The following is a 21,203-nucleotide window of genomic DNA, read 5'->3' on the forward strand; positions in this document are numbered from 1 at the left end:
GCGACATCGGTAAAGCTTACTGCGGCGGCTGCTGGACGGGCACCGGAGGAACACGTTCGGCTTGTTCGGCCTGGGCGGCACGCGACTCCGCGGTACCCAACGCTCGCGCAGCCGCGGCTTCCGGGTCGGCCTGAGGCTGGGGCTCCACCGGAGCGCCAGGCGGCGTCAGCCAGCCGCCCTGGAACCCCGCACGCTCCAATCCACGGCGGATATGCGGGTTCTTCTTCATCACGTTCCAAACGAACTCGCTACGGTAGTTCGCGATCATGGTGAGGATCGGTCCCTGATCGATGCCGATGTAGTCGCCCGATACCCAGCCCTCGCCCGGCACGATACGGCCGGTCTTTAGCGGAATGTCGTATTCGAAACTGGGGTTGAACGCGTCCAGGAAGCCGTAGCTGGAATACAGATATTCGCCGTAGCGTCTGTGCAGCTCCTCGGTGGCCGGGATGACGATTTCCGGCGCGAACGGCAACGAGGCCACCGCCGCCGTCGGCGCGATGGTGCCATCGTCGAAACTGGAACGCAGACCTGCGCCGCGCGCGAAGTAATGGCGGAACTGGCGTTGTTCGCCACGGTATTCCTGCAACGTATTCTGCGGGCCGTCGCTGGCGGTCAAACCCCACACGTTCTTCCCATAGCCTTTCCATTTCATCGGATTTTCGATGGCATAGGAACGATGGGCGTAGGCGGCGCGGCGGCTGTTCTCGAAATAGTCGATGCCCCGCTCGCGCATGTAGTCGTCCTGGATGCCGCGGAAATCAATCCAGACGTGACTGTACTGGTGCCCAAAGAGCGGACCGAACGACAGGTATTCCTGTCCCTGGTACACGCCCCATATGTCGGTATTGCTGCGGGACCATACCTGCCACGTGTCAGGATCGACGGGATGCGTCGGCGACGCCAGCGCCAGGACGTAGAGCATCATCGCCTCGTCGTAGCCCTTCCAGTCGTGATTGATGAAGCCGCTTTCCGGGTACCAGCCCATCGCCACCAGCGGCTTACGCTGCTGCATCCAGTTCCAATCGACACGCCTGTAGAGCTCTTCGGCAATATCGCGGATCTCCTTCTCGCGAGAGTCGCCGCCATCGTAATAGGACTGCGCGAACAGCACGCCCATCATCAGTATCGAGGTATCGATGCTGGAGAGCTCCACCCAACTGGCGTAGCGGTGGCCACTCTGCATGTCCAGGAAGTGATAGTAGAAGCCCTTGTACCCGCCCCTGCCGGTATTCCCCGGCCCCTGCTTCACATCGCGAAAGAATCTCAGCGTCGTCAATGTGCGGTCGACCGCCTGGGTACGCGCGATCCAACCGTTCTCAATACCGATGGGAAGCGCAGTCAACGCGAAACCGACCGACGCAATGCTGGCGAATGGCCGCGACGGATAACGGTCCGGCGTAAGCCCGTTGAGCTCGTTGGTGGTATCCCAGAAAAATTGGAACGTACGCCGCTCAATATCGCGGAACAGCGGAGGGAGCTCCGGCTTGGTTGGCGGCGGCGGCGGCGGCTCAGCGACGGGCGGTGGTGGTGGTTCAGCAGGTACAGGCACCACCACGGGTTCCGGTTGCTTTTGGCATCCCGCCACCAGCAGGGTCAACGACAGCGATAGCGCAAAGCCAATAAGCCAGGGCCAACGCCGGGTTTGAGCATTCCTATTCAAGACTGTTTCCTGCTGTAACCGTTTACAATTTTAAACGTAAATAAACCCGCCCACCGAACGGCACCTGAAGGCGCCGTCCCATGGGCGGGCCGCTGTTACCAGTCCAGGCCGAACGCCTTCCCACTAAGGTTTTTAAGAAGATCCGCTTGCCTCCTTCGACATATATGCCAGCCCCAAGGCCGGCCGCCGATCAGTGGACCCCACGGCAGCTCCATAATCTAGAACTTGAAACCCACCTCGACATTCACCGTGCGCGGGAAGTAGAAGATATCGCCGTCCTCGTTGATCTCGACATCCGGGTCGAACTGCCCATTGCTGCCAAAGCCGTTGTAGCGATAGTCCGAATAGTTCTTGAAGTTGAAGGCGTTCAATAAGTTCGCACGGATCGTGAGCTTGGTGTCTCCGCCCATCGCGAATTCCTTGGTGGCTTGGAAATCCACCGTGCGATAGCTGAATATCTTTCCGCCAATCAGGAACTTGCCATTGGCTGGGGGCATGAAGCCGACCAGCTGACAGCGCGAGCCATCCCAATCTTCCACGCCGTAGCAGGCGATGGTATTACGTGGCGTCGGCGTTTCGAGCACGATCTTCGCACCGAACGTGATACCCCACGGTCCATCGATAGATCCTGCTGCGGTAAAACGATGCTTGGGCTGAGTACTCGATTTCACGAACGGCACATACTGCAGCCGGGACTTGTCGAAATAGGCGAATGGATCCTCGGAGTTCGTACTGTTGTGGCGGGCGTGCGTATGCGTATAACCGAAGTTGACGCCCCAACCGGATTCCTTGGTATAGGGCTTCTCGAGCGACAACAGCAACTGCGTGTTGTTGCTCTCCACACCGTTATCGCCAACGATAGTGCCGCCATAGCCTGGTACCGTTTCGCCCCAGGGCTGACTGCCGTTCACGAAGAAAGAGCCATCCGGGTGACGGTTGGCGAGCGTGAAACCGAACCCATCGCGCGACATGATGCGCTGCACGGTGACATCGGTCAGCCACTCGCCAATCTGGTTGGTCATGCCCAGACTGATCTGATCCGCATACGGTGTCTTCAGCTTGTTGTTTAGTAGGAACACCTCGGCACCGCCGCGTCCGGCCAAGGCGGCCCCCAGCTGGTCGACGCCATTGAGATAATTCGGATCCCAAGGTATGCAGAGCGGGGATGCGGCCCCTTCACGTACGCATTCGCCGGTAGCCGGATCCTGGAACTCCAGGCGGACCAGCGATACCGCCGATTTGGTTTTCTCCAGCGCCAAGTCCTTGAACAGGTTGCGGTCGTAAGAGCGGCCCACGCCGCCATGAACCACGTGTTGCTCGTCGGCGTTGATGTCATAGGAGAAACCCAGGCGCGGGGCCCACGCATCCTTGAAGTTTTCGCGATTGCTGCCATTGCTGATGTAATCGTTCGGATTGATCGCATCAATGCCGCCCTTCGTCCAACGATTGACCCAAGGCTCGCCCGGGTTGGCTGGATCGGGGCCATACAACGCCGCCAGATAGTCCGGTGACGTAACGTGATCGGTATAAGCCGGCACGTCCTCATAGTCCCAACGGATGCCCAGATTCAAGATCAGGTGATCATTGACCTCCCAATCATCCTGGATATAGAAGCCATATTGTTTAGCGCTGGTCTTGACTAGCGCGGACTGGCCAGGCTCGTCGAAGGGCGCCAGGAATTCCACGCGATACGGGATGCCTGACACCACACCCGTGGTGGGATCGAACTGATAGGAGAACTGCGGGTTATAAGGTTGGCCATCGCTCGAGGTCAGATCGATGTCCTTGTAGCTGACGCCCATCTTGATGGTGTGATCGCCGTGCCACTGAAAACTATTGAGCGTCAGATCGTTCTGGATGGACCAGCCCTTCTGCACCGCGCTTTTCACGCTGAAGCCATCGGCCGCTCCCAGGTTCAGCAGCGCGTACTCACGTGGCGGCTCACCCGGGACTGCAAAGTCAAACACCGCTATCTTGCGGCCATTGCCGAAGAAAAATGGATTGGGATTGTTCTCGGACTCTTCAGTGGCGACGATCAGTTCATTGAAGAAGCGATCCCCACTATGCTGCCAGCGCAGGTTCGCGCGCTTGTCCTTGTTGATGCGCTGCTGGCCGTGTTCGGGCGTGTCCAGGCCGCCGATGTTGCCTGCCTGGGTTTCGTCGCGGTGCTGGCCGCTCAGTTCCAAGCGGTCCCGTTCGCCAATGTCCCAGCTCAACTTGCCGAAGTACAGGTCTTCCTCAAGAGGAAGATAAGCCGCACCGTAATGGGAACGCAGGTCCTCTGGCAGGAATTCCCAAGCATTGCCGGATTCGGCGGACGGCTGGATGCTGCGCGCATAGATGTTTTCTTTATTCTCGTAGGCGATGAAGAAGTGCATTCGGTCCTTGAGAATCGGTCCGCCCAATGCCACGCCCCATTCCTTGATCTGCGATTTGCCTTTGCCCTCTTCCTCTTCGCTAGGCAGCTTTTCACGCATGCTCTCATCGGTATAGTGATAAAAAGCTTCGCCCTGGAACTCGTTGGTGCCCGAGCGGGTAGCGGCGGTGATGGCGGCGCCGCTGATCTGCCCGTATTCGGCCTTGTAGTTGGAGGTAATGACTTTGTATTCACCGATGGCTAACTGCGGAAATGGATTGCCGCCGCTCGATTGCTGACCGGCGATACCGCCGCGCTCGACATAGCTTTTCTGGCTTACGCCATCGATGAATAGGTTGGTCGAACTGGTGTTGGTCGCACCACTACGCAGCTCAGCTACACCCTGCGCATTGATCTTGAACTGCATGCCGGGGACGGTGTCCGCAAACTCAAGGAAGTTGCGCGTTGCCTGCGGCAATTGCTCGATCTGGCGCTGCGAGATGGTATTGCCCACTTCCGAGGTGCGGACGTCGCGCAACAACGGCGCCGATACTCTTACCGCTTCCAGGTCAGTCGTTCCGGCAGGTGCTGTGGCGGCGGTATCCGGTGCTAGATTCAGGGTCGAGTTCGCCGCCACCGCCAGCGTCACCGTCTTGGAAACACCGCCCGCTTGAACGGTATACGTGCCAGGTGGCAGACCGACAAGGGTGTAAGTGCCGTTGGCGGTAGTCTGTGTTCTTCGCACTGCGCCGGTCGCCACGTTGGTGGCAATGACTTCAGTACTTACCGGCGCACCCGCTACCTGTCCGCGGAGCGTAGCGCCAGTAGACTGCGCGAACGTCGGCATGCTCAGCATCAAACAACTGGCCAGTGCGCAGGTCAAAAGCTTGCGTGTGGGTCTATTGATTATTTTTTGCTTTCTCATCGTGCTCACCCTCCCAAAGGAACTGCAGAATTGCTGGTAAATAGATTTCTGTAATCGGTTACATTCGCAGGCAAAAAAAAGCCCGGGCCGGATCAGGAGTTGCTTGAACCTGGAGTTTTTTGAGTCGAAACACTCGACGCACGGACGATCAATTCGGGTACCAATGTCCGTGGAGCTGGGGAATAGGCGCCTTCCGCATCGATGGCTTCCAGCAGGCTGCTCATCGCCTGCCCGCCCAGTTCAGCGATGTTGACGCGCATGGTGGTCAAGGTAGGGTGAACAAACCGCGCCAATGGAATATCGTCGAAGCCCGCCAGTGCGATGCTGGCGGGTACTCGCACTTCGCTTTCGTTGAATGCATACAGGCAACCCAACGCCATCATGTCGTTGGCCGCGAATACCGCGTCTGGGCGCTGCTCGGCCTGCAGAACGCGTTTACCGGCTTCGTAGCCGGAAGCCTCATCGAAATCGCCCGACAGTTCCCACGGCTCAGAGCCGGGCACATAGCGGCGCAATGCATCGCGGTAGCCGCGCAGTCGCTCGCGTGCGTCGAAGTTGTCTTCGGGTCCGCAGATGAAAGCGATCCGTCGATGTCCGGCTTGCGCCAGGTGCTCGACCATGGCGGCGGCACCACCGTAGTTGTCGATGGAAAGAATCGGATAAGGCGAATCGGGCAAGTACGTATTGATCAGCACTGCCGGTAGTGATGACGGCAGATTGTCGATCAGAAAACCGGGGTCATCCGAATAAGGTGATAGCACCAGCAAACCATCGACACGGCCGCGCATCGCGCGCAACGCCGCGCCCTGCTCTTCCGGATGGCCGTGATAACTGGATACCAACAGATGTTGCCGGCGCGCACGCGCGACGACATCGATGCCGCGAATCAGTTCGGAAAAGAATTCGCCGTAAAGATCAGGCAGCACCACACCAATGGTTTGGGTGTTTCTACTGCTGAGGCTACGCGCTGCCGCGTGCGGCTGATAACGCAGCCGGTCGGCGATTTCCACCACATGCTTACGAACCGCCTCAGCGACGTTCTCATGGCCGTTCAGCGCGCGCGACACCGTTGCCACCGACACATTGGCTTCGCGTGCAACATCCTTGATGGTGACTGCAGTTCGCGCCATTTACCGCCCCTCCGCGGTGATGACTGAATTTAAGTGGCCGGGACTGTAAACGTTTTCATAACACGATGTAAAGCCCATATCGCGGCCGTGGATTATGGGCTGTAAATCAGCAACTTAGCGTCAATAATTTCAAGTTGAAACTGCTGCAGCGCACCAACAAATTCCATTATGTGTGGCATCAAGACATATCTGCTTTTATCCCACGCGTTCTGTTTCCCGCGCAGCATGAGCACGCATCGTCGCGAATGACGCGCAGTAAAACGGAACAAGACGTGGCGAGCCCGTCTTAGCACAGTTGGTTGGAGTAACAAGTTGCCCTTATGGCACCGTTACCGAAAATTTTGCTTCCAGATTGTCGACGGAATTACCACCTGCGAAAACGGTGAATGTTCCCGGCTCCACCACCCGCTTCATATCGGCTCCGTAGAACGCCAGATCATCCGGCGTCAGCGTAAAACTCACCGCCTGAGTCTGGCCGGGCTCCAGATGGATACGGCGGAACCCGCGCAGTTGCTTGACCGGGCGAGTGACGCTGGCCACGTCGTCGCGCACATAGAGCTGCACCACTTCATGACCTGCCCGCTTACCGGTGTTGGTGACGGTCACAGTGACTTCCTGTCGGCCGTCCAGGCTGATCTTCGGCTGCTTCACTGAGATTTTGTCGTAGCGGAAGGTGGTGTAGCTGAGCCCGTGGCCGAACGAATATAGCGGCGTCCACGGCACATCGATGTACTTGGACGTATAGCGCTCATCTTCCTTGGGTGGGCGCCCGGTATTCTTGTGTGCGTAATAAATCGGCACCTGACCTACGTTGCGCGGGAATGTGACCGGCAATTTTCCAGCCGGATTAAAGTCGCCGAACAACACATCAGCGATAGCGGGACCGCCTTCCACGCCAGGAAACCACGCTTCCACGATGGCGGGAATACTTTCGCGTACACCGCCGATCGAAAGCGGCCGGCCATTCAACAACACGACCGCCGTAGGTTTGCCGACTTCGCCGACTGCCAACGCGAGCTTCTCCTGCACGCCGGGCAGATCCAGCGACGTACGATTTCTGGCTTCGGCGCTCATATCCGGGTGCTCACCCAGGAACATGACCACGGCATCGGCTTCGCGCGCGATGCTCACTGCTTTTTCGAAGCCTGAGACGTCATCGTCATCGATCGATGCGCCTTCCGCGAACAACACTTTCGTTTGCGGGCCGACTGCGGCGCGGATGCCGGCCAGCGGCGTGATCGCGTCCTCTGCACGTCCATCGCCTGCCCAGTTGCCCAGCATGGCGGCCGGCAGATCCGCTAGCGGGCCAATCACCGCCAGCGTACGGATATCCTTGGAAAACGGCAGCGTGTCGTTCCTGTTGTCCAGCAGCACCAGTGACTTGCGCGCCATTTCGCGCGCGGCCGCGCGATGTTCCGGCGTCAGCGTGCGCTCTTTTTCGCGTGCGGTATCGCAATACCGATAGGGATCCTGAAATAGCCCCAGCCGGTATTTGGCGCGCAGAACGCGGCGGACCGATTCATCCACATAGGCCAGCGGCAATTTTTTTGCGCGCACGGCGGCAGGCATTTCCTTCTCGTAGATCCGGCTGACCATGTCGACATCCACGCCGGCACGCAGGCTCTGTACGCCTGCCTCGGTGCGATCGGCCGCGATGCCGTGCGCCATGAGTTCTGCGACGCCCGTGTAGTCGCTGACCAGCACGCCGTCGAACCCCCACTCCTTGCGCAGCACGTCCTCAATCAAGCCGCCATTGGCATGCATCGGCACGCCACCCACTTCATTGAAGGCCGCCATGACCGATTGCGCGCCCGCGTCGATCGCTGCCTTGAAAGGCGGCAAATAGACTGCGCGCAAGGTGCGCTCTGAAATGTCGGCGATGTTGTAATCGCGGCCGCCTTCCGCCGCGCCGTAGGCAACGAAGTGCTTGGCGGTCGCCAGCATGGTGTCGTCGGCCGCCAGATCCTTGCCCTGGAAACCACGCACGCGTGCCGCAGCCATCGCAGAACCCAGATACGGGTCCTCGCCTGCGCCTTCGACAATGCGCCCCCACCGCGGGTCGCGCGCGATGTCCACCATGGGCGCATAGGTCCAGTGGATGCCATGCGCGGTCGCTTCTACGGCAGCTACACGCGCGGCGTTTTCCACTTCAGCCGGATCGAAGCTGGCTGCCTCTGCCAGCGGGACCGGGAAGATGGTGCGATAGCCATGGATCACGTCGTAGCCGTACATCAGGGGAATGCCCAGGCGCGACTTTTCCACCGCGACGCGCTGCAACCGGCAGGTGAGAGCAGCGCCGTGAGTGCCCAGGAGAGAACCGATCTGCCCCTTCCGTATCTGATCCTCGCCGCCGGCCATCGCCTTTGGACCGGTGTCATTGCCCAATCCGGGAGGCTGATTCAGCTGGCCCAATTTTTCTTCCAAGGTCATCTTGGCCAGCAGCGCTTCCACGAACGCCTGCTCGTCCGCAGCCGAAGAGGCCGGTGCCGGCACAGAGACTTCCGCGGCAGCCAGCGGAGTGGCCAACGCAGCCGCAAGACAATAGGCCAACAAACGTTTGCGCCCAGCCCATCGCCCGGTTTGCGGCGAGGCCGCCATGGGTGCATGGCGGATGAAGCCCTGAAGCGTGTTTCTCATTCCCCCTTCCTCGCTCTGCCGAATACGAAACGGCGAATGTAATCGTTTTCATTGACTTCCGCAAAGCATGCAGAACGTCGCGATTTCGATGACTATCAACGACTTATCGCCCTACATGTCCATGCTTCGCAATTTCCACGAAGCCGACCCGCTGCTATCTGCCTGGGGGCAATGAGAGCCCTGCGTCTACTGCCGGTCACCCGGCTTGGCGTCTATGGACAACGCATGGATGTCGGTCTGCATCATCTCGCCCAGCGCCGTGTACACCGCGCGATGCCGGGCTAGCGGCGGCAGGCCGGCGAACGCGTCGCTCACGATTCGGACACTGAAATGCCCCCGCCCGTCGCGCGCGCCGGCGTGGCCCGCATGCTTGTGGCTGTCGTCGACAACGTCCAGTTCCGACGGCCGGAAAGCCGCCTCCAGCGCGTTGCGGATGCGCTCCACCCGCGTCACGGCAGCACCTTGCGGAAGGGACGCACCTCCACCCGCGCATAGACACCGGCTTCGGTATACGGATCGGCATCGGCCCAGGTCCGGGCGGCTTCCAGCGAGTCGAACTCGGCAATCACCAGGCTGCCGCTGAAGCCTGCCGGGCCAGGATCTTCCGCGTCGATCGCCGGGCACGGGCCCGCCAGCAGCAGGCGACCTTCATCGCGAAGCGCCGTCAGGCGCGCCAGATGTGCCGGCCGCGCCGCCAGGCGTTTGGGCAGCGCGTCTTCCGCGTCGTAGCCTTCTATGGCGTACCACATGCCGTCTCTCCTAAAGGGTTTGGCTGAATTGTACGGTGCCCATAATGTGGCGAGGCTGGACACCGCCCGCATCAACGCTTACTCTTGGTCCATTGCACGGCCGGAAGCAGCGGCCCGTCCTGGGGATAAACCGATTCACGCCGGTTTTCCGCCGACCCAAGGACGATCGATTCGCTGCCCCCACCCGCCCGCGCCGACGACCTCCTCGCTGTCCTCCGCCGCATCTTCCGCGGCGTACGTTGCTTGTTGAAGTATGGGAAGCGTTCGCCCTGCGACGCATTGGTTAGGTTTAGCGCAACGCCCGGCCCTGCCGCGCGACGTCTGCGGCATATGGCGATACATGGCTACGAATAGCACCACGGCTGTTTCTTGATGAGCTCCGAACTCGCGCAAGACGCGAATCCAACCCAAAACACTCATCCGCAGCAGCAGGAAATGCCGCTGGCGATGGTGCATGGGCAGCCGGTGCTTCAAATTCCACAGGATCTGTACATCCCGCCGGACGCGCTGGAAGTCATCCTGGATGCTTTCGAAGGTCCGCTGGACCTGTTGCTCTACCTGATCCGCCGCCAGAACCTGGATATCCTGGATATCCCGGTGGCGGAAATCACCCGCCAGTACGTCGCCTACATCAACGTGATGCAGGAGCTGCGGTTCGAACTGGCGGCCGAGTACCTGGTGATGGCGGCCATCCTGGCCGAGATCAAATCGCGCATGTTGCTGCCGCGCACTGTCTCGGAAGAGACTGAAGAAGGCGATCCGCGTGCCGAGCTGGTCCGCCGCCTGCAGGAGTACGAACGCTTCAAGCAAGCCGCCGAGGATCTGGACACCCTCCCTCGGCAGGACCGCGACACCACGCCGGTACAGGCGCATGTGCCGGATCGCGCCGCCGTCCGCCTGCCCCCGCCGGTGGAGTTGCGCGAGATGCTGCTGGCGCTGCACGACGTGCTCAAGCGCGCCGAGCTGTACACCGGCCATGCGATCAAGCGCGAAGCGCTGAGTGTGCGTCAACGTATGGGCGACGTGCTGACGCTGCTGGAAGACGGCAAGTTCCACCGCTTCGAGTCCATGTTCACCGCCGAGGAAGGCAAATTGGGCGTGTTGGTCACGTTCCTTGCCATGCTGGAGTTGGCCAAGGAGCAATTGTTGGACATCGTGCAGGAAGCTCCGCTGGCACCGATCTACGTCAAGTCGCTGGCGCTGAACAACACCAACGAGCCGCTGCAGTTCTCCAGCGAGTTCGACGACACGGATGCCGCCAACGACGATGCGCAAAAGTAGTGTCTTGGTTCGTTCCGACAACCGCCGGAACCCATTTTGCCGCTGCTCCCGCTTGGCTGAATCGACACAACCGCAATATCACAACGAACCCCAGCTCTCGCTGGGATAACGGCTGGAACACCCACTTATTACTACTTCCGACGCCAAGATTCTGATGGATCAATCGCTTATCAACCGCATTGTCGAAGCTGCTCTGCTGGCAACGAACCAACCGCTGGCGCTGGCGCAACTGCACGGGCTGTTTCCGGAAGAGCAACCGGCGCCACCTGGCAGCGTCGAGCAGGCGTTGGAACAACTGCGCGAAGCTTGCGCCGACCGTGGCGTCGAGCTGGTGGAGGTGGCCTCCGGCTTCCGCTACCAAGTCAAGGCTGATGTGCACAATTGGGTGACGCGCCTGTGGACCGAGCGCAAGACCAAGTACACCCGCGCCACGCTGGAAACATTGGCACTGATCGCCTATCGCCAACCCATCACCCGCGGCGAAATCGAACAGGTTCGCGGCGTGGCGGTTAGTAGCAACATCATCCAGGCACTGGAAGAACGCGAATGGATCCGTGTCGTCGGCCATCGCGATGTTCCTGGCAGGCCGGCGCTGTTCGGCACCACCAAGGGCTTTCTGGACTACTTCGGTCTCAAGCGTCTGGACGAACTGCCGCCGCTGTCCGAACTGAAGGACATCGGCGAACTGGAGCCGCAGTTGCAGCTGGATGGCGCGCCGATGCCTGCCGGTATCGCGCAAAGCTCCGATACTGCTTCGGCCGCGGATGACGCTGAGCAAGGCGATGTTGATGCCAACGATATTGATGGCATCGATGCGGACGCGATCGCTGACGACGATGACAGCGACAATGACGAGGCGGACGAAGCTGCCGCTCACGCCGGCGAAACAGAACATCCGGCGGAAATCGCGAACGCAGACGAAGACGACGCCGAGCTCGATGACCGCGCCGATGCAGACGACGCGGACCGCGCAGAAGATTACGAAGAAAAAGACGAATCCCTTTCAGAATCCGCCGATGACAACGGCGACCGCTTCCGCCACACCACCGACGCCGACAACGATGCCGACGTCTCCACCGATAACAACCCACAAGATGACGACGCCGCCGATTCCGAAGAGGAAAGCCGGGCACCGTCGGAGCAAAAACAATGAGCAACACCCCCCGCAACAAACTGTCGCTGAAACGCGAAGGCGCCGATAACGGCGAAACGACCACCACCAAACTCGAAGAGCGCCTGCACAAGGTGCTGGCACAAGCCGGCCTGGGCTCCCGCCGTGCACTGGAACAGCGCATCGCCGACGGACTGGTCAAGGTCAATGGCGAAGTCGCGCAGACCGGCATGTCGGTCAAGGGCGGCGACCGCATCGAACTGGATGGCAAAACCTTTGTCGCCAGTGCGCTCACCGAACCCTCGCGCGTGCTGATCTACAACAAGCCCGAAGGCGAAGTGACCACCCGCGAAGATCCCGAAGGCCGCCCGACCATTTTTGAAGCGCTGCCTGCGTTGAAGGGCGCACGCTGGATCGCCGTTGGCCGCTTGGACATCAACACCACGGGACTGCTGCTGCTGACCACCGACGGCGAACTCGCCAACGCCATGATGCATCCCTCGTTCGAAGTCGAACGCGAGTACGTGGTGCGCGTGCGTGCGCCGGAAGGCCAGGACAGCGTTCCCGACAACATCGTCGACCGCCTGCGCCGTGGCGTGGCGCTGGAAGACGGCCCGGCCAAGTTCGACGAGATCGACCGCATCGGCGGCACCGATTCGCATGACTGGTTCCGTGTAGTGGTCAAGGAAGGCCGCAATCGCGAAGTGCGTCGGCTATGGGAGTCCCAGGGCTGCCAGGTCAGCCGTTTGAAGCGCACCCGCTACGGCCAGATCTCGCTGCCGCAGCCGCTGCTGCGCGGCCAGTCGCAGGAATTGTCGGCCACTCAGGTCGAATCGTTGCGCAAGGAATTGGGTCTGGAAGACGGCGCGCCTGCCGCTCTGACGTTACAGCCGGTCATCGGCCAACGCAAGGCTGCCAAGGCCACCGTGCATGTTTCTCGCGAAGGCCGCAGCCAGGGTTACGTCAATGGCCACAACGTCGCCGATGAAGGCCGCGAATTGCGCCGCTTCGATCACGTTCGCGAAGACCGCGGCCGCGGTCGTGGTGGTCCGCGTAAGCATGGCGGCCTGACCGTCAGCGGCGAAGCCGCCGCCAAGCAGTCGCAGAAGCCGTTCAAGCAACGCGCGCCGAAGGGTCCAAAGCCTTTGCCGGATGGCAACCCGGCTGCATTCCGTAGCTGGTACGTGCCGGAAGGCGTGGACACCGGCCCGTCCGGCCATCGCAATGCCGGCCCGGGCGGTCCCAAAAAGCCGTACGCCGGCAAGCCGGGCGGGCGTCCAGGTGCAGGTCCACGTCCGGGTGGCCCGGGCGGCGGTCCCAAGCGCGGTGGAAGTCCGTATGGCGAACAACGCGGCCCAGGTGGTCCAGGCGCCGGTGGCGATCGCTTCGGCAATGACCGTGGCGGCTTCAACACCGAACGCGGACCGAGAGGCGGTCAAGGTGCGGGCCAGGGCCAGCGTGCTCCTCGTCCCTATGGCCATCCGGGCAATGCGCCCAACTTCCCCTCCGACCACGCCAATCCTGGCTTCAGCCCTTATGGTCAGACGCCGCGCGCGCCACGCCCGCAAGGCGCCCGGCCGGGCGGCGGCAATCGCCCGCAGAACGCAGGTCCCCGTCCGCCCGGCGGACGTCCCGGTGGTCCACGCCCCGGCGGCCCGCGCGGTCCGGGGGGTCCGGGTGGTCGCCCCGGCGGCGGTAATCGTGGGCCTCGCGGTGGTGGCCAGGGCGGCTGATATCGCATCTGCCGTTGGCATCGGAAAGGGCGCTTAGGCGCCCTTTTCTGCTTTGGCTTTTTTTGTCTGCTTTGGCTTCTTTTGTCTGCTTTGGCTTTTTTTGTAGGAGCGGCGTCCCGCCGCGAGCTCTTCCCGTCAGATCGCGTTAGAAGCGAGAGCTCGCGGCGGGACGCCGCTCCTACAACAGCCGAGTACCTCCTGCAAAAAGTCCCGTTTGCATCGTCGGTTACAATTCGCACCAAACTCCCCACTTCTGAATCTCATGTCCTCCGCTTTTGGCACCGAGACGGTGCTGGACGTCCGTCACTGGACCGACGATTACTTCAGCTTCACCACCACGCGCGACGATGGCTTCCGTTTCGACAACGGGCAGTTCGTCATGATCGGTCTGCAGACCGAGGGCAAGCCGTTGATGCGCGCTTACTCCATTGCCAGCGCCAATTGGGAAGAACAGCTGGAATTCTTCAGTATTAAAGTACCCAACGGTCCGCTGACCTCGCGCCTGCAGCACATCCAGCCGGGCGACACCGTGCTGATCGGCCGCAAGCCCACCGGCACTTTGTTGATCAGCGATCTGCATCCCGGGCGCAATCTGTATCTGCTGGGTACCGGCACTGGCCTGGCGCCGTGGCTGTCGATCATCAAGGACCCGGAAACCTACGAACGCTTCGAACGCGTGGTGCTGACCCATGGCGTGCGCAGCGAAAAAGACCTGGCGTATCGCGACTATTTCGAAAAAGAACTGCCGCAGCATGAGTTCTTGGGCGAAACCATCCGCGAAAAATTGCTGTACTACCCTGCCGTGACTCGCCACGAATTTCCCAATCGCGGACGCCTGACCGACCTGATGGCCACCGGCCAGATGATGGAGTCTCTCGGCATAGAACCCCTGGATGCCGAAAAAGACCGCGTCATGATCTGCGGCAGCCCGCAGATGCTCGCCGATTTTCGTGCGTTGCTGGATGGCCGCGGCTTCACCGCCGCACCGCGCATCGGCACTCCAGGGCAATACGTGTTCGAGCGTGCGTTCGTAGAGAAGTGATCCGTACGCGCCACCTGGCGCGAACGCGGCAGCAGCAGGCGTGCGGGCGCCATGCTATTTTGAAGCATCACACTGCCGTGGGGACGGTTATGGGGAAAGGAATATTGCGGGCGCTCGTGCTGGCCGCCGGTGTCGCTTCAATGACGACGTGGGCCGGCGAGTTTCAAAGGCCCAAGGTCGGTGATACGCCACCGCCACTGTTAGTCAACGACAGCAAGGGCAACCCAGTCGACTTGGCGCAGTACCGCGGCAAGGTGGTGATCGTGACGTTCTGGGCCTCCTGGTGCGGCCCATGCCGCAAGGAACTTCCGGTGCTGGCGCATTTTCAGCGCGTTATCGGCCGCGACGCGCTGGAAGTCATCGCTATCAACTTCCAGGAGTCGAAGTCGGACTTCAACGCCATTGTCCGCCGAAACCGCGGCAAAATAGACTTGACCTACGTCTTCGACGGCAAAGGCAGTCTCAGCGATCAGTACCAAGTGAACGCAGTGCCCAATATGTTCATCATCGACCGCCAGGGTCAGGTCGCCCATGTGCACGTTGGCTATTCGGAAAGCGCCCTGCCAACGATCATCGACGAGATCATCGCCCTATTGCCACCTGAGGTGCAGGCGCGACCAGCAGGCGGCACGGCGGGATCTCCAGCAGGTTGATAAGCGGCCATGTCGTCGTCGATTTCCGACTGACGCGACGCTATCACTGAGAATGGTGAGTTAAGGAGACGTCAACCCAGCGCCTTTTCGATATCCCCTGTCAACGCCTCCGGGGTATCCGTAGGCGCGTACCGTTTGATCACCTTGCCGTCACGGCCGATCAGGAATTTACTGAAGTTCCACTTGATCGCGCCGATGCCCAGCAATCCGCTTTTTTCCTGCTTCAGCCATTTCCACAGTGGATGCGCGGCGTCGCCGTTGACCTCTATCTTGGCGAACATCGGGAAGCTGACGTCGTAGTGCAATGAACAGAAATTGCGGATCTCGGCTTCGTCGCCCGGCTCCTGGTGACTGAATTGATTGCAGGGGAAACCCAGCACAACCAATCCTCGATCGCGATAATCGCGCCATAGTTTTTCCAGACCCGTGTACTGCGGCGTGAAGCCGCACTGCGACGCCACGTTGACCACCAGCAGCGCCTTGCCTAGGAAGTCGGACAGGGAACGCTCCGCGCCGTCGATGTCTTTGGCGGAAAAATCGTAAGCGGTGGTCATGGCGGTCTCCGATAAAGGTAGGGGGTATCAGACACCCGCTGTCTCCATTCGGCAAGCTGGGCGCCGGCGCGGGGATCGGCTAGCCTTGCAAGCGCCTTGTCTCGTTCGGAGCCCACGACGATGCAGCATGCCCCCGACCCCTCATCGATGGCTACCCTTTACGTCCACATCCGCATTCTGCTGGGGATGATCGTCGGCCTGGGGCTGACCCATCTGCTGCGCAACCTGGCGAAGATCGTCGAACGCCCCAAGGCACGTCGGGTGTACTGGGTGCATCTGGTGTGGGCGCTTTTCATGTTCATATATCTGCTGCACTTCTGGTGGTGGGAGTTCCGCCTGACTCACCAGCTCCACTGGGATTTCAACATCTATTTCTTCGTCACTATCTACGCGTTGTTGTTGTACCTGCTGTGTTCGCTGATCTTTCCCGAAAGCGTGGACGATTACCAGGACTATCGCGATTACTTCTATACGCGGCGGCATTGGTTTTTCGGTCTATTGGCGGTGATGTTCCTGGTGGACTATGGCGACACCGCCATCAAAGGCGGCGATTACCTTCGACAGCTTGGCGGCGAATACTTGTTCCGGAATGCGGCGTACGTTGCAGGCTGTATTGGCGCCATCGCCGTTCGTAGCCCGATTTACCACGGCACTTTCGCCGTGGGTGCACTGCTATATGAATTGTCCTGGATCGTGCGCCGTTATGAGGTGCTGTGACGCATTCACATTCCACGTAGAGCGGAGCTTGCTCCGCTGCTTTTGCTAGGGTGATTCGATCCTTCAAGAAGCAGCGGAGCAAGCTCCGCTCTACGAAGAAACAGCACTTCCACAAAGTATGGATATTCGCACCGCAGCAGCATACTTCGGCTATCAATCCCCCAGCGATTGCACCTTCACCGGCTCAGCAAACGGCTTGATCCCCAGCGCCTCATCGATCTCGCTGGGGTAATAGGCTTTCCCATCCTTGATCACCAGTGCGACTTTGCGGATGTCGGCGATGTCGCGTGTGGGATCGCCATCGACCAGCACCAGGTCGGCGCGTTTGCCTGGCGCGATGGAGCCGCTGTCTTCCAAGGTACCGCTGTACTTGGCGCCATTCCAGGTAGCCACTTGCAACACCTGCACCGTGGTCATGCCGGCCTGCACATAGAGTTCCAGTTCCCTCTGCAAGGTGAAGCCGGGCAGCTCATCGGTGCCCGCGACGATCGGAACACCGGCGCGATACATACGGCCGACGAACTCCACCAGCTTGTCGAATGAACGCTTATAACGCGCACCGGTGGCGTCGTCCGGAATATCCATTTCCGCTGCACGCCGCTCGCGCTGCACGTCCGGCGGAAGATGTTCGGCGACGTCGGCGACGATGGGCGACAACTGGCCTTCGCGCTGATGCAGGAACTCGAAAGTCGCCAACGTTGGGTCGATCACGATCTGCTTGCGAGCCAGTTCGGCAATGAAATCCTGCACCGGCTTGGAATCGAAATCCAATCCGTCGGTTTTGTCGGCCACCAGATAGAAGCGCTGCAGGGTACGGGTGTCCGTCTCGGGTGTGACGAAGAAGTTCAGCATCACCTGATTGATGTGCTGGATTTCGTCGTAGCCTTGGTCCATCACGTCCTGCGCACGCATGAACGCCGGCACGTGCCCGCTGACGCGCAAACCGCGCTCATGCGCGTAAGCAGCGGTATCGCGCAGGATGGTTTTGGGAAAGGAGTTGTAGATCTTGATCTGCCGATAGCCATGGTCCGCATACCAATCGATCGCCTTCTTCGCCTCGGCAAGATTCGCCACCAAGAATCCACCGTGCGAAGAGTGCTCGCTCTTGCCCTCGATATAGCCAGTCGGAATGACTCGCGGCGCCAGCAGCGTGCCCGCCCTTTCGTCGGCAATCAGCTGCTGCAGTGTCTCGTTGTCGTTACCCATGTCGCGGACGCTGGTCACGCCTGAAGCCAGATGAAGGCCTCCGTCCCAGCGGCCCACATGCGTGTGCATGTCGTACAAGCCGGGCAACAGCACGCGGCCGTTGGCCTCCACGGCGTGGTCGGCGCGGACCGTTGCCGCGCTGCCTGCAGGCCCTACCGACACGATCAGGCCATCACGCACCACCACGTCCGACGCCGCGCCCAGCACCGCTTTTTCGCTATCGAACACCCGCGCGTTGCGAATCACGGTGGTCCCCGGCAGCGGATGTTCCAAACGCTGGTTCATTGCCACCAGCACGTCGTTCTCTGCCTGCTTCTGGCGTTCTTCCAACGCATCGGCATTGGCTTGCCAGCCGTCCTCGATCACCTGCAGAAAACCAGGATAGATATAGGCGAACAGCCGCGGCTCCGGGTCCGTGGTCACCCAGACAAAGGTAGGTGTGAAGCCGATGCCGGTCAGCGACAACAGTGCGACCGTGCGTTTGTCGTCCCCCGCGACCACCTCAGCCGTCGCCACCTTCTGCTGGGTCAGCGTGCCGCCGGGTATCAGCGGCAGCTTGCCATCGGAGCGCTTGGCCAATGCGGCGACCGCGACGGAATACGCCGCAGGCGTGCCGCCCAGCGGCGTATACAAAGCGGTGCCTGCCAGGGCTTTTTCGCCAGCATCGGAGGTCGATTTCCATTTGCCCACATCGCCTTCGCGAACGAAACTTTCGTCCACCGGTGCGCCGAATGTAGAGCTGCCCTTGACCTGGTAGCGCTTGAAGGTGCCGTCCGCTGCCAGTTCATATTCCTCTTTCAGTTCCGGGCCGCGGCCGTTGGTCTTTGAAGATGAAATCCGATCGAACAACGCCATCGCCGCCGCGCTTCATCACCAACTGGCCGGCCTGCGTGCCGCCATGCACCAAGGCGACGTAGCGCAGGGTTTCCGCCGCCTGCGCAGGAACCGCAGCGGTCGACAGGAAGAAAAAAAGGGCGAGCGCACGCTTCATGGCAACTCCTGATCGGCCGGGGACCCCGCCTCGCAGCATGGCGCTGGCGGCCTGCCCGTTGCCCATGCCTTTCGTCATGGGTCCAGGCTCAGCGCTTGGGTTACCCTTGAATGTCCACATTTGGAAGGAAGCTACGCTTCATGACCACCCGCCTTGCCCTCGCGCTTGCCGCGACCCTTGGACTCGCCATGCCCGCCTACAGCCAAGCCGCCCCCGCGGCCACCACGGAAACCGCCAAGGCGGCCAATCCGTTCTTCGCCGAAAGTCCGTTGCCACTGCATTACCCGCAGTTCGACAAGATCAAAGACAGCGACTACGCCCCCGCCTTCGATGCCGGCATGGCTGAGCAGCTGAAGGAAGTGGAGGCGATCGCCAACAACTCTGATGCCCCGACCTTCGAAAACACCATCATCGCGCTGGAAAAGAGCGGCCAGGTGCTGGACCGCGCCACCACGGTGTTCTTCGCGCTGGTCGGTGCCGACACCAACGACGCCCGCAATAAATTGCGAGCGGACTACTCCACCAAGTTCGCGGCTCACGGCGATGCCATCAACCTGAATCCCAAGCTGTTCGCGCGCGTCAAGGCGCTGTACGACAAGCGCGACTCGCTGGGCCTGGATGCTGAAGGTGTGCGCCTGGTCGAGCGCTATCACACCAACTTCGTGCGTTCCGGCGCCAACTTGTCCGAAACCGACAAGACCAAGCTGAAGGACATGAATGGTGAGTTGGCGGCCCTGGGCTCCAAATTCAGCGATAACGTACTGAAGGAAGTCAACGCTTCGGCCCTGGTGGTCGATGACGCGAAGGAACTGGACGGCCTGACCGAAGCGCAGATCGCCACCGCTGCCGAACTGGCCAAGAAGCGCGGATTGGAAGGCAAGTACCTGCTGACCCTGCTGAACACCACCGGTCAACCACCGGAATCGCAACTGACCAATCGCGCCCTGCGTCAGCGCTTGCACGAAGCATCGGTGAGGCGCGGCAGCCGCGGTGGCGAGTTCGACAACACCCAGATCATCTCCCGCATCATGAAGCTGCGCGCTGACCGCGCCAAGCTGCTGGGCTACCCCAACCATGCTGCGTATGGCCTGGAAGACCAGACCGCGCGGACGCCGGAAGCCGTCAACGCCATGCTGGGCAAGCTGGCACCGGCCGCGGTGGCGAATGCCAAGCGCGAAGGCGCCGACCTGCAGGCCATGATCGACAAGGAACAAGCCGCCAAGGGCCAGCCGACTTTCAAGCTGGAACCATGGGATTGGGCGTTCTACACCGAGAAAGTTCGCGCGGAAAAGTACAACTTCGACGAATCGCAACTCAAGCCGTACTTCGAACTCAATAACGTGCTGGAAAATGGCGTGTTCTACGCCGCCACCCAGCTGTACGGCCTGACTTTCAAGAAGCGCACCGACCTGCCGGTCTATCATCCGGACGTGACCGTGTACGACGTGTTCGACGCCGATGGCAGCCAGTTGGCCATCTTCATCGCCGACATGTATGCGCGCGATTCCAAGCGTGGCGGTGCGTGGATGAATTCCTACGTGTCGCAGTCGGCGTTATCCGGGTACAAGCCGGTCGTCGCCAACCACCTCAACATTCCCAAGCCGCCGGCCGGCGAGCCGACGCTGCTGACCTGGGATGAAGTCACGACCGCGTTCCACGAGTTTGGTCATGCGCTGCACGGCATGTTCTCCAACGTGAAGTATCCGTACTTCAGCGGCACCAGCGTGCCGCGCGATTTCGTGGAATATCCGTCGCAGGTCAACGAGATGTGGGCCGATTGGCCGTCGATTCTGCAGAACTACGCCAAGCACTACCAGACTGGCGCCCCGCTGCCGCAGGAGCTGCTGGACAAGGTGATCGCCGCCTCCAAGTTCAATGAAGGCTTCAAGACCACCGAATACCTGGGCGCCGCGATGCTGGACCAACGCTGGCATCAGATCACCGCCGACAAGGTGCCTGACGCTGCGGGCGTGATGAAGTTCGAGACCAATGCACTGACGGCCGACGGCATCAACTACCCACCGGTGCCGCCGCGCTACAAGACGCCCTACTTCAGCCATATCATGGGCGGCTATTCGGCCGGCTACTACGCTTACATCTGGTCGGAAGTGCTGGACGCCAACAGCGTGGAGTGGTTCAAGAATAATGGCGGCCTGAAACGCGAGAACGGCGATCATTTCCGCAAAACGCTGTTGTCACAGGGCGGAAGTCAGGATGCGATGAAGATCTTCCGCGACTTCGCTGGTCACGATCCCAAGATCGAGCCCCTGCTGGAGAAGCGCGGCCTGACCGCCCCGGCTACGGGCAACACCGCGAAGTAACTACTTCAAGCATCACGCAGAACAATCACGCCACCTCCGGGTGGCGTGATTGTTTGGGAGTTACACAAGCGCATAGATTTGTAAGAACGGATCTCTTGTGGGAGCGATCTTTGCTTTTGTAGGAGCGGGGGGGC

General features: G+C 60.7%; 16 protein-coding genes. 7 read left to right on the forward strand and 9 right to left on the reverse strand.

Going from position 1 to position 21,203, the window contains the following annotated elements:
- Positions 1-16: 16 nt before the first annotated feature.
- From AB6O04_RS09810 to AB6O04_RS09835, 6 genes are all read right to left on the reverse strand, one after another.
- The gene (locus tag AB6O04_RS09810) at positions 17-1,624 is read right to left on the reverse strand and encodes a glucoamylase family protein (RefSeq protein WP_368563702.1); all 1,608 of its coding nucleotides are present in this window, start codon (positions 1,622-1,624) and stop codon (positions 17-19) included.
- Between the two features lie 257 nt (positions 1,625-1,881).
- Complete coding sequence (locus AB6O04_RS09815) at positions 1,882-4,944, reverse strand: TonB-dependent receptor (RefSeq protein ID WP_368563678.1); 3,063 nt, start codon at positions 4,942-4,944, stop codon at positions 1,882-1,884.
- 92 nt (positions 4,945-5,036) lie between these two features.
- Positions 5,037-6,074 (reverse strand): LacI family DNA-binding transcriptional regulator, encoded by a 1,038-nt coding sequence (locus AB6O04_RS09820; protein WP_368563679.1) that lies wholly within the window; start codon positions 6,072-6,074, stop codon positions 5,037-5,039.
- 318 nt (positions 6,075-6,392) lie between these two features.
- On the reverse strand, positions 6,393-8,711 hold the full coding sequence (gene bglX, locus AB6O04_RS09825) for a beta-glucosidase BglX (RefSeq protein ID WP_368563680.1): 2,319 nt from the start codon (positions 8,709-8,711) through the stop codon (positions 6,393-6,395).
- Between the two features lie 186 nt (positions 8,712-8,897).
- Positions 8,898-9,164 (reverse strand): BolA family protein, encoded by a 267-nt coding sequence (locus AB6O04_RS09830; RefSeq protein WP_368563681.1) that lies wholly within the window; start codon positions 9,162-9,164, stop codon positions 8,898-8,900.
- On the reverse strand, positions 9,161-9,460 hold the full coding sequence (locus AB6O04_RS09835; RefSeq protein ID WP_368563682.1) for a YciI family protein: 300 nt from the start codon (positions 9,458-9,460) through the stop codon (positions 9,161-9,163). Before AB6O04_RS09835 ends, AB6O04_RS09830 begins: the two co-directional genes overlap by 4 nt.
- A 372-nt stretch (positions 9,461-9,832) precedes the next feature.
- On the opposite strand from AB6O04_RS09835, the gene AB6O04_RS09840 reads away from it, so the two are divergent.
- From AB6O04_RS09840 to AB6O04_RS09860, 5 genes are all read left to right on the forward strand, one after another.
- Positions 9,833-10,741: a ScpA family protein gene (locus AB6O04_RS09840; RefSeq protein ID WP_368563683.1), complete on the forward strand. Its 909-nt coding sequence runs from the start codon at positions 9,833-9,835 to the stop codon at positions 10,739-10,741.
- A gap of 154 nt (positions 10,742-10,895) precedes the next feature.
- Positions 10,896-11,894, forward strand: a complete 999-nt coding sequence (gene scpB / locus AB6O04_RS09845; RefSeq protein WP_368563684.1) for an SMC-Scp complex subunit ScpB — start codon at positions 10,896-10,898, stop codon at positions 11,892-11,894.
- On the forward strand, positions 11,891-13,585 hold the full coding sequence (locus AB6O04_RS09850; protein ID WP_368563685.1) for a pseudouridine synthase: 1,695 nt from the start codon (positions 11,891-11,893) through the stop codon (positions 13,583-13,585). The genes scpB and AB6O04_RS09850 overlap by 4 nt, the downstream gene beginning before the upstream one ends.
- Before the next feature lie 262 nt (positions 13,586-13,847).
- Positions 13,848-14,627 carry a ferredoxin--NADP reductase gene (locus tag AB6O04_RS09855; RefSeq protein WP_368563686.1) on the forward strand — a complete coding sequence of 260 codons (780 nt, stop codon included), beginning with the start codon at positions 13,848-13,850 and terminating at the stop codon, positions 14,625-14,627.
- Positions 14,628-14,767: 140 nt separating this feature from the next.
- A complete protein-coding gene (locus AB6O04_RS09860; protein ID WP_368563687.1) occupies positions 14,768-15,280 on the forward strand; it encodes a TlpA family protein disulfide reductase in 513 nt (170 codons plus the stop codon).
- Positions 15,281-15,351: 71 nt separating this feature from the next.
- Here the strand turns inward: AB6O04_RS09860 and AB6O04_RS09865 are convergent, their stop codons facing one another.
- Positions 15,352-15,834 (reverse strand): glutathione peroxidase, encoded by a 483-nt coding sequence (locus tag AB6O04_RS09865; RefSeq protein ID WP_368563688.1) that lies wholly within the window; start codon positions 15,832-15,834, stop codon positions 15,352-15,354.
- A gap of 120 nt (positions 15,835-15,954) precedes the next feature.
- Here AB6O04_RS09865 and AB6O04_RS09870 point away from each other — a divergent pair, with 120 nt between their 5' ends.
- Complete coding sequence (locus AB6O04_RS09870) at positions 15,955-16,551, forward strand: hypothetical protein (RefSeq protein ID WP_368563689.1); 597 nt, start codon at positions 15,955-15,957, stop codon at positions 16,549-16,551.
- 153 nt (positions 16,552-16,704) lie between these two features.
- Here the strand turns inward: AB6O04_RS09870 and AB6O04_RS09875 are convergent, their stop codons facing one another.
- Both AB6O04_RS09875 and AB6O04_RS09880 read right to left on the reverse strand, forming a co-directional pair.
- On the reverse strand, positions 16,705-18,606 hold the full coding sequence (locus AB6O04_RS09875) for an amidohydrolase family protein (RefSeq protein ID WP_368563690.1): 1,902 nt from the start codon (positions 18,604-18,606) through the stop codon (positions 16,705-16,707).
- Positions 18,542-18,748, reverse strand: coding sequence for a hypothetical protein (locus tag AB6O04_RS09880; protein WP_368563691.1), 207 nt, complete (start codon positions 18,746-18,748; stop codon positions 18,542-18,544). Before AB6O04_RS09880 ends, AB6O04_RS09875 begins: the two co-directional genes overlap by 65 nt.
- A 140-nt stretch (positions 18,749-18,888) precedes the next feature.
- Between AB6O04_RS09880 and AB6O04_RS09885 the strand changes: the two genes are divergently transcribed.
- A complete protein-coding gene (locus AB6O04_RS09885) occupies positions 18,889-21,069 on the forward strand; it encodes a M3 family metallopeptidase (RefSeq protein ID WP_368563692.1) in 2,181 nt (726 codons plus the stop codon).
- Positions 21,070-21,203 lie beyond the last annotated feature (134 nt).

This window comes from Pseudoxanthomonas sp. UTMC 1351 (assembly GCF_040948865.1).
Taxonomy (GTDB): Bacteria; Pseudomonadota; Gammaproteobacteria; order Xanthomonadales; family Xanthomonadaceae; genus Pseudoxanthomonas_A.

Excerpts from the sequence above, each read along its gene's own strand:
- AB6O04_RS09885 (WP_368563692.1), top strand. The coding sequence starts at position 18,889 with ATGACCACCCGCCTTGCCCTCGCGCTTGCCGCGACCCTTGGACTCGCC.
- AB6O04_RS09820 (WP_368563679.1), bottom strand. The coding sequence starts at position 6,074 with ATGGCGCGAACTGCAGTCACCATCAAGGATGTTGCACGCGAAGCCAAT.
- AB6O04_RS09870 (WP_368563689.1), top strand. The coding sequence starts at position 15,955 with ATGCAGCATGCCCCCGACCCCTCATCGATGGCTACCCTTTACGTCCAC.
- AB6O04_RS09850 (WP_368563685.1), top strand. The coding sequence starts at position 11,891 with ATGAGCAACACCCCCCGCAACAAACTGTCGCTGAAACGCGAAGGCGCC.
- AB6O04_RS09865 (WP_368563688.1), bottom strand. The coding sequence starts at position 15,834 with ATGACCACCGCTTACGATTTTTCCGCCAAAGACATCGACGGCGCGGAG.
- AB6O04_RS09880 (WP_368563691.1), bottom strand. The coding sequence starts at position 18,748 with ATGAAGCGTGCGCTCGCCCTTTTTTTCTTCCTGTCGACCGCTGCGGTT.
- AB6O04_RS09855 (WP_368563686.1), top strand. The coding sequence starts at position 13,848 with ATGTCCTCCGCTTTTGGCACCGAGACGGTGCTGGACGTCCGTCACTGG.
- scpB (WP_368563684.1), top strand. The coding sequence starts at position 10,896 with ATGGATCAATCGCTTATCAACCGCATTGTCGAAGCTGCTCTGCTGGCA.
- bglX (WP_368563680.1), bottom strand. The coding sequence starts at position 8,711 with ATGAGAAACACGCTTCAGGGCTTCATCCGCCATGCACCCATGGCGGCC.
- AB6O04_RS09860 (WP_368563687.1), top strand. The coding sequence starts at position 14,768 with ATGACGACGTGGGCCGGCGAGTTTCAAAGGCCCAAGGTCGGTGATACG.
- AB6O04_RS09840 (WP_368563683.1), top strand. The coding sequence starts at position 9,833 with ATGAGCTCCGAACTCGCGCAAGACGCGAATCCAACCCAAAACACTCAT.
- AB6O04_RS09835 (WP_368563682.1), bottom strand. The coding sequence starts at position 9,460 with ATGTGGTACGCCATAGAAGGCTACGACGCGGAAGACGCGCTGCCCAAA.
- AB6O04_RS09815 (WP_368563678.1), bottom strand. The coding sequence starts at position 4,944 with ATGAGAAAGCAAAAAATAATCAATAGACCCACACGCAAGCTTTTGACC.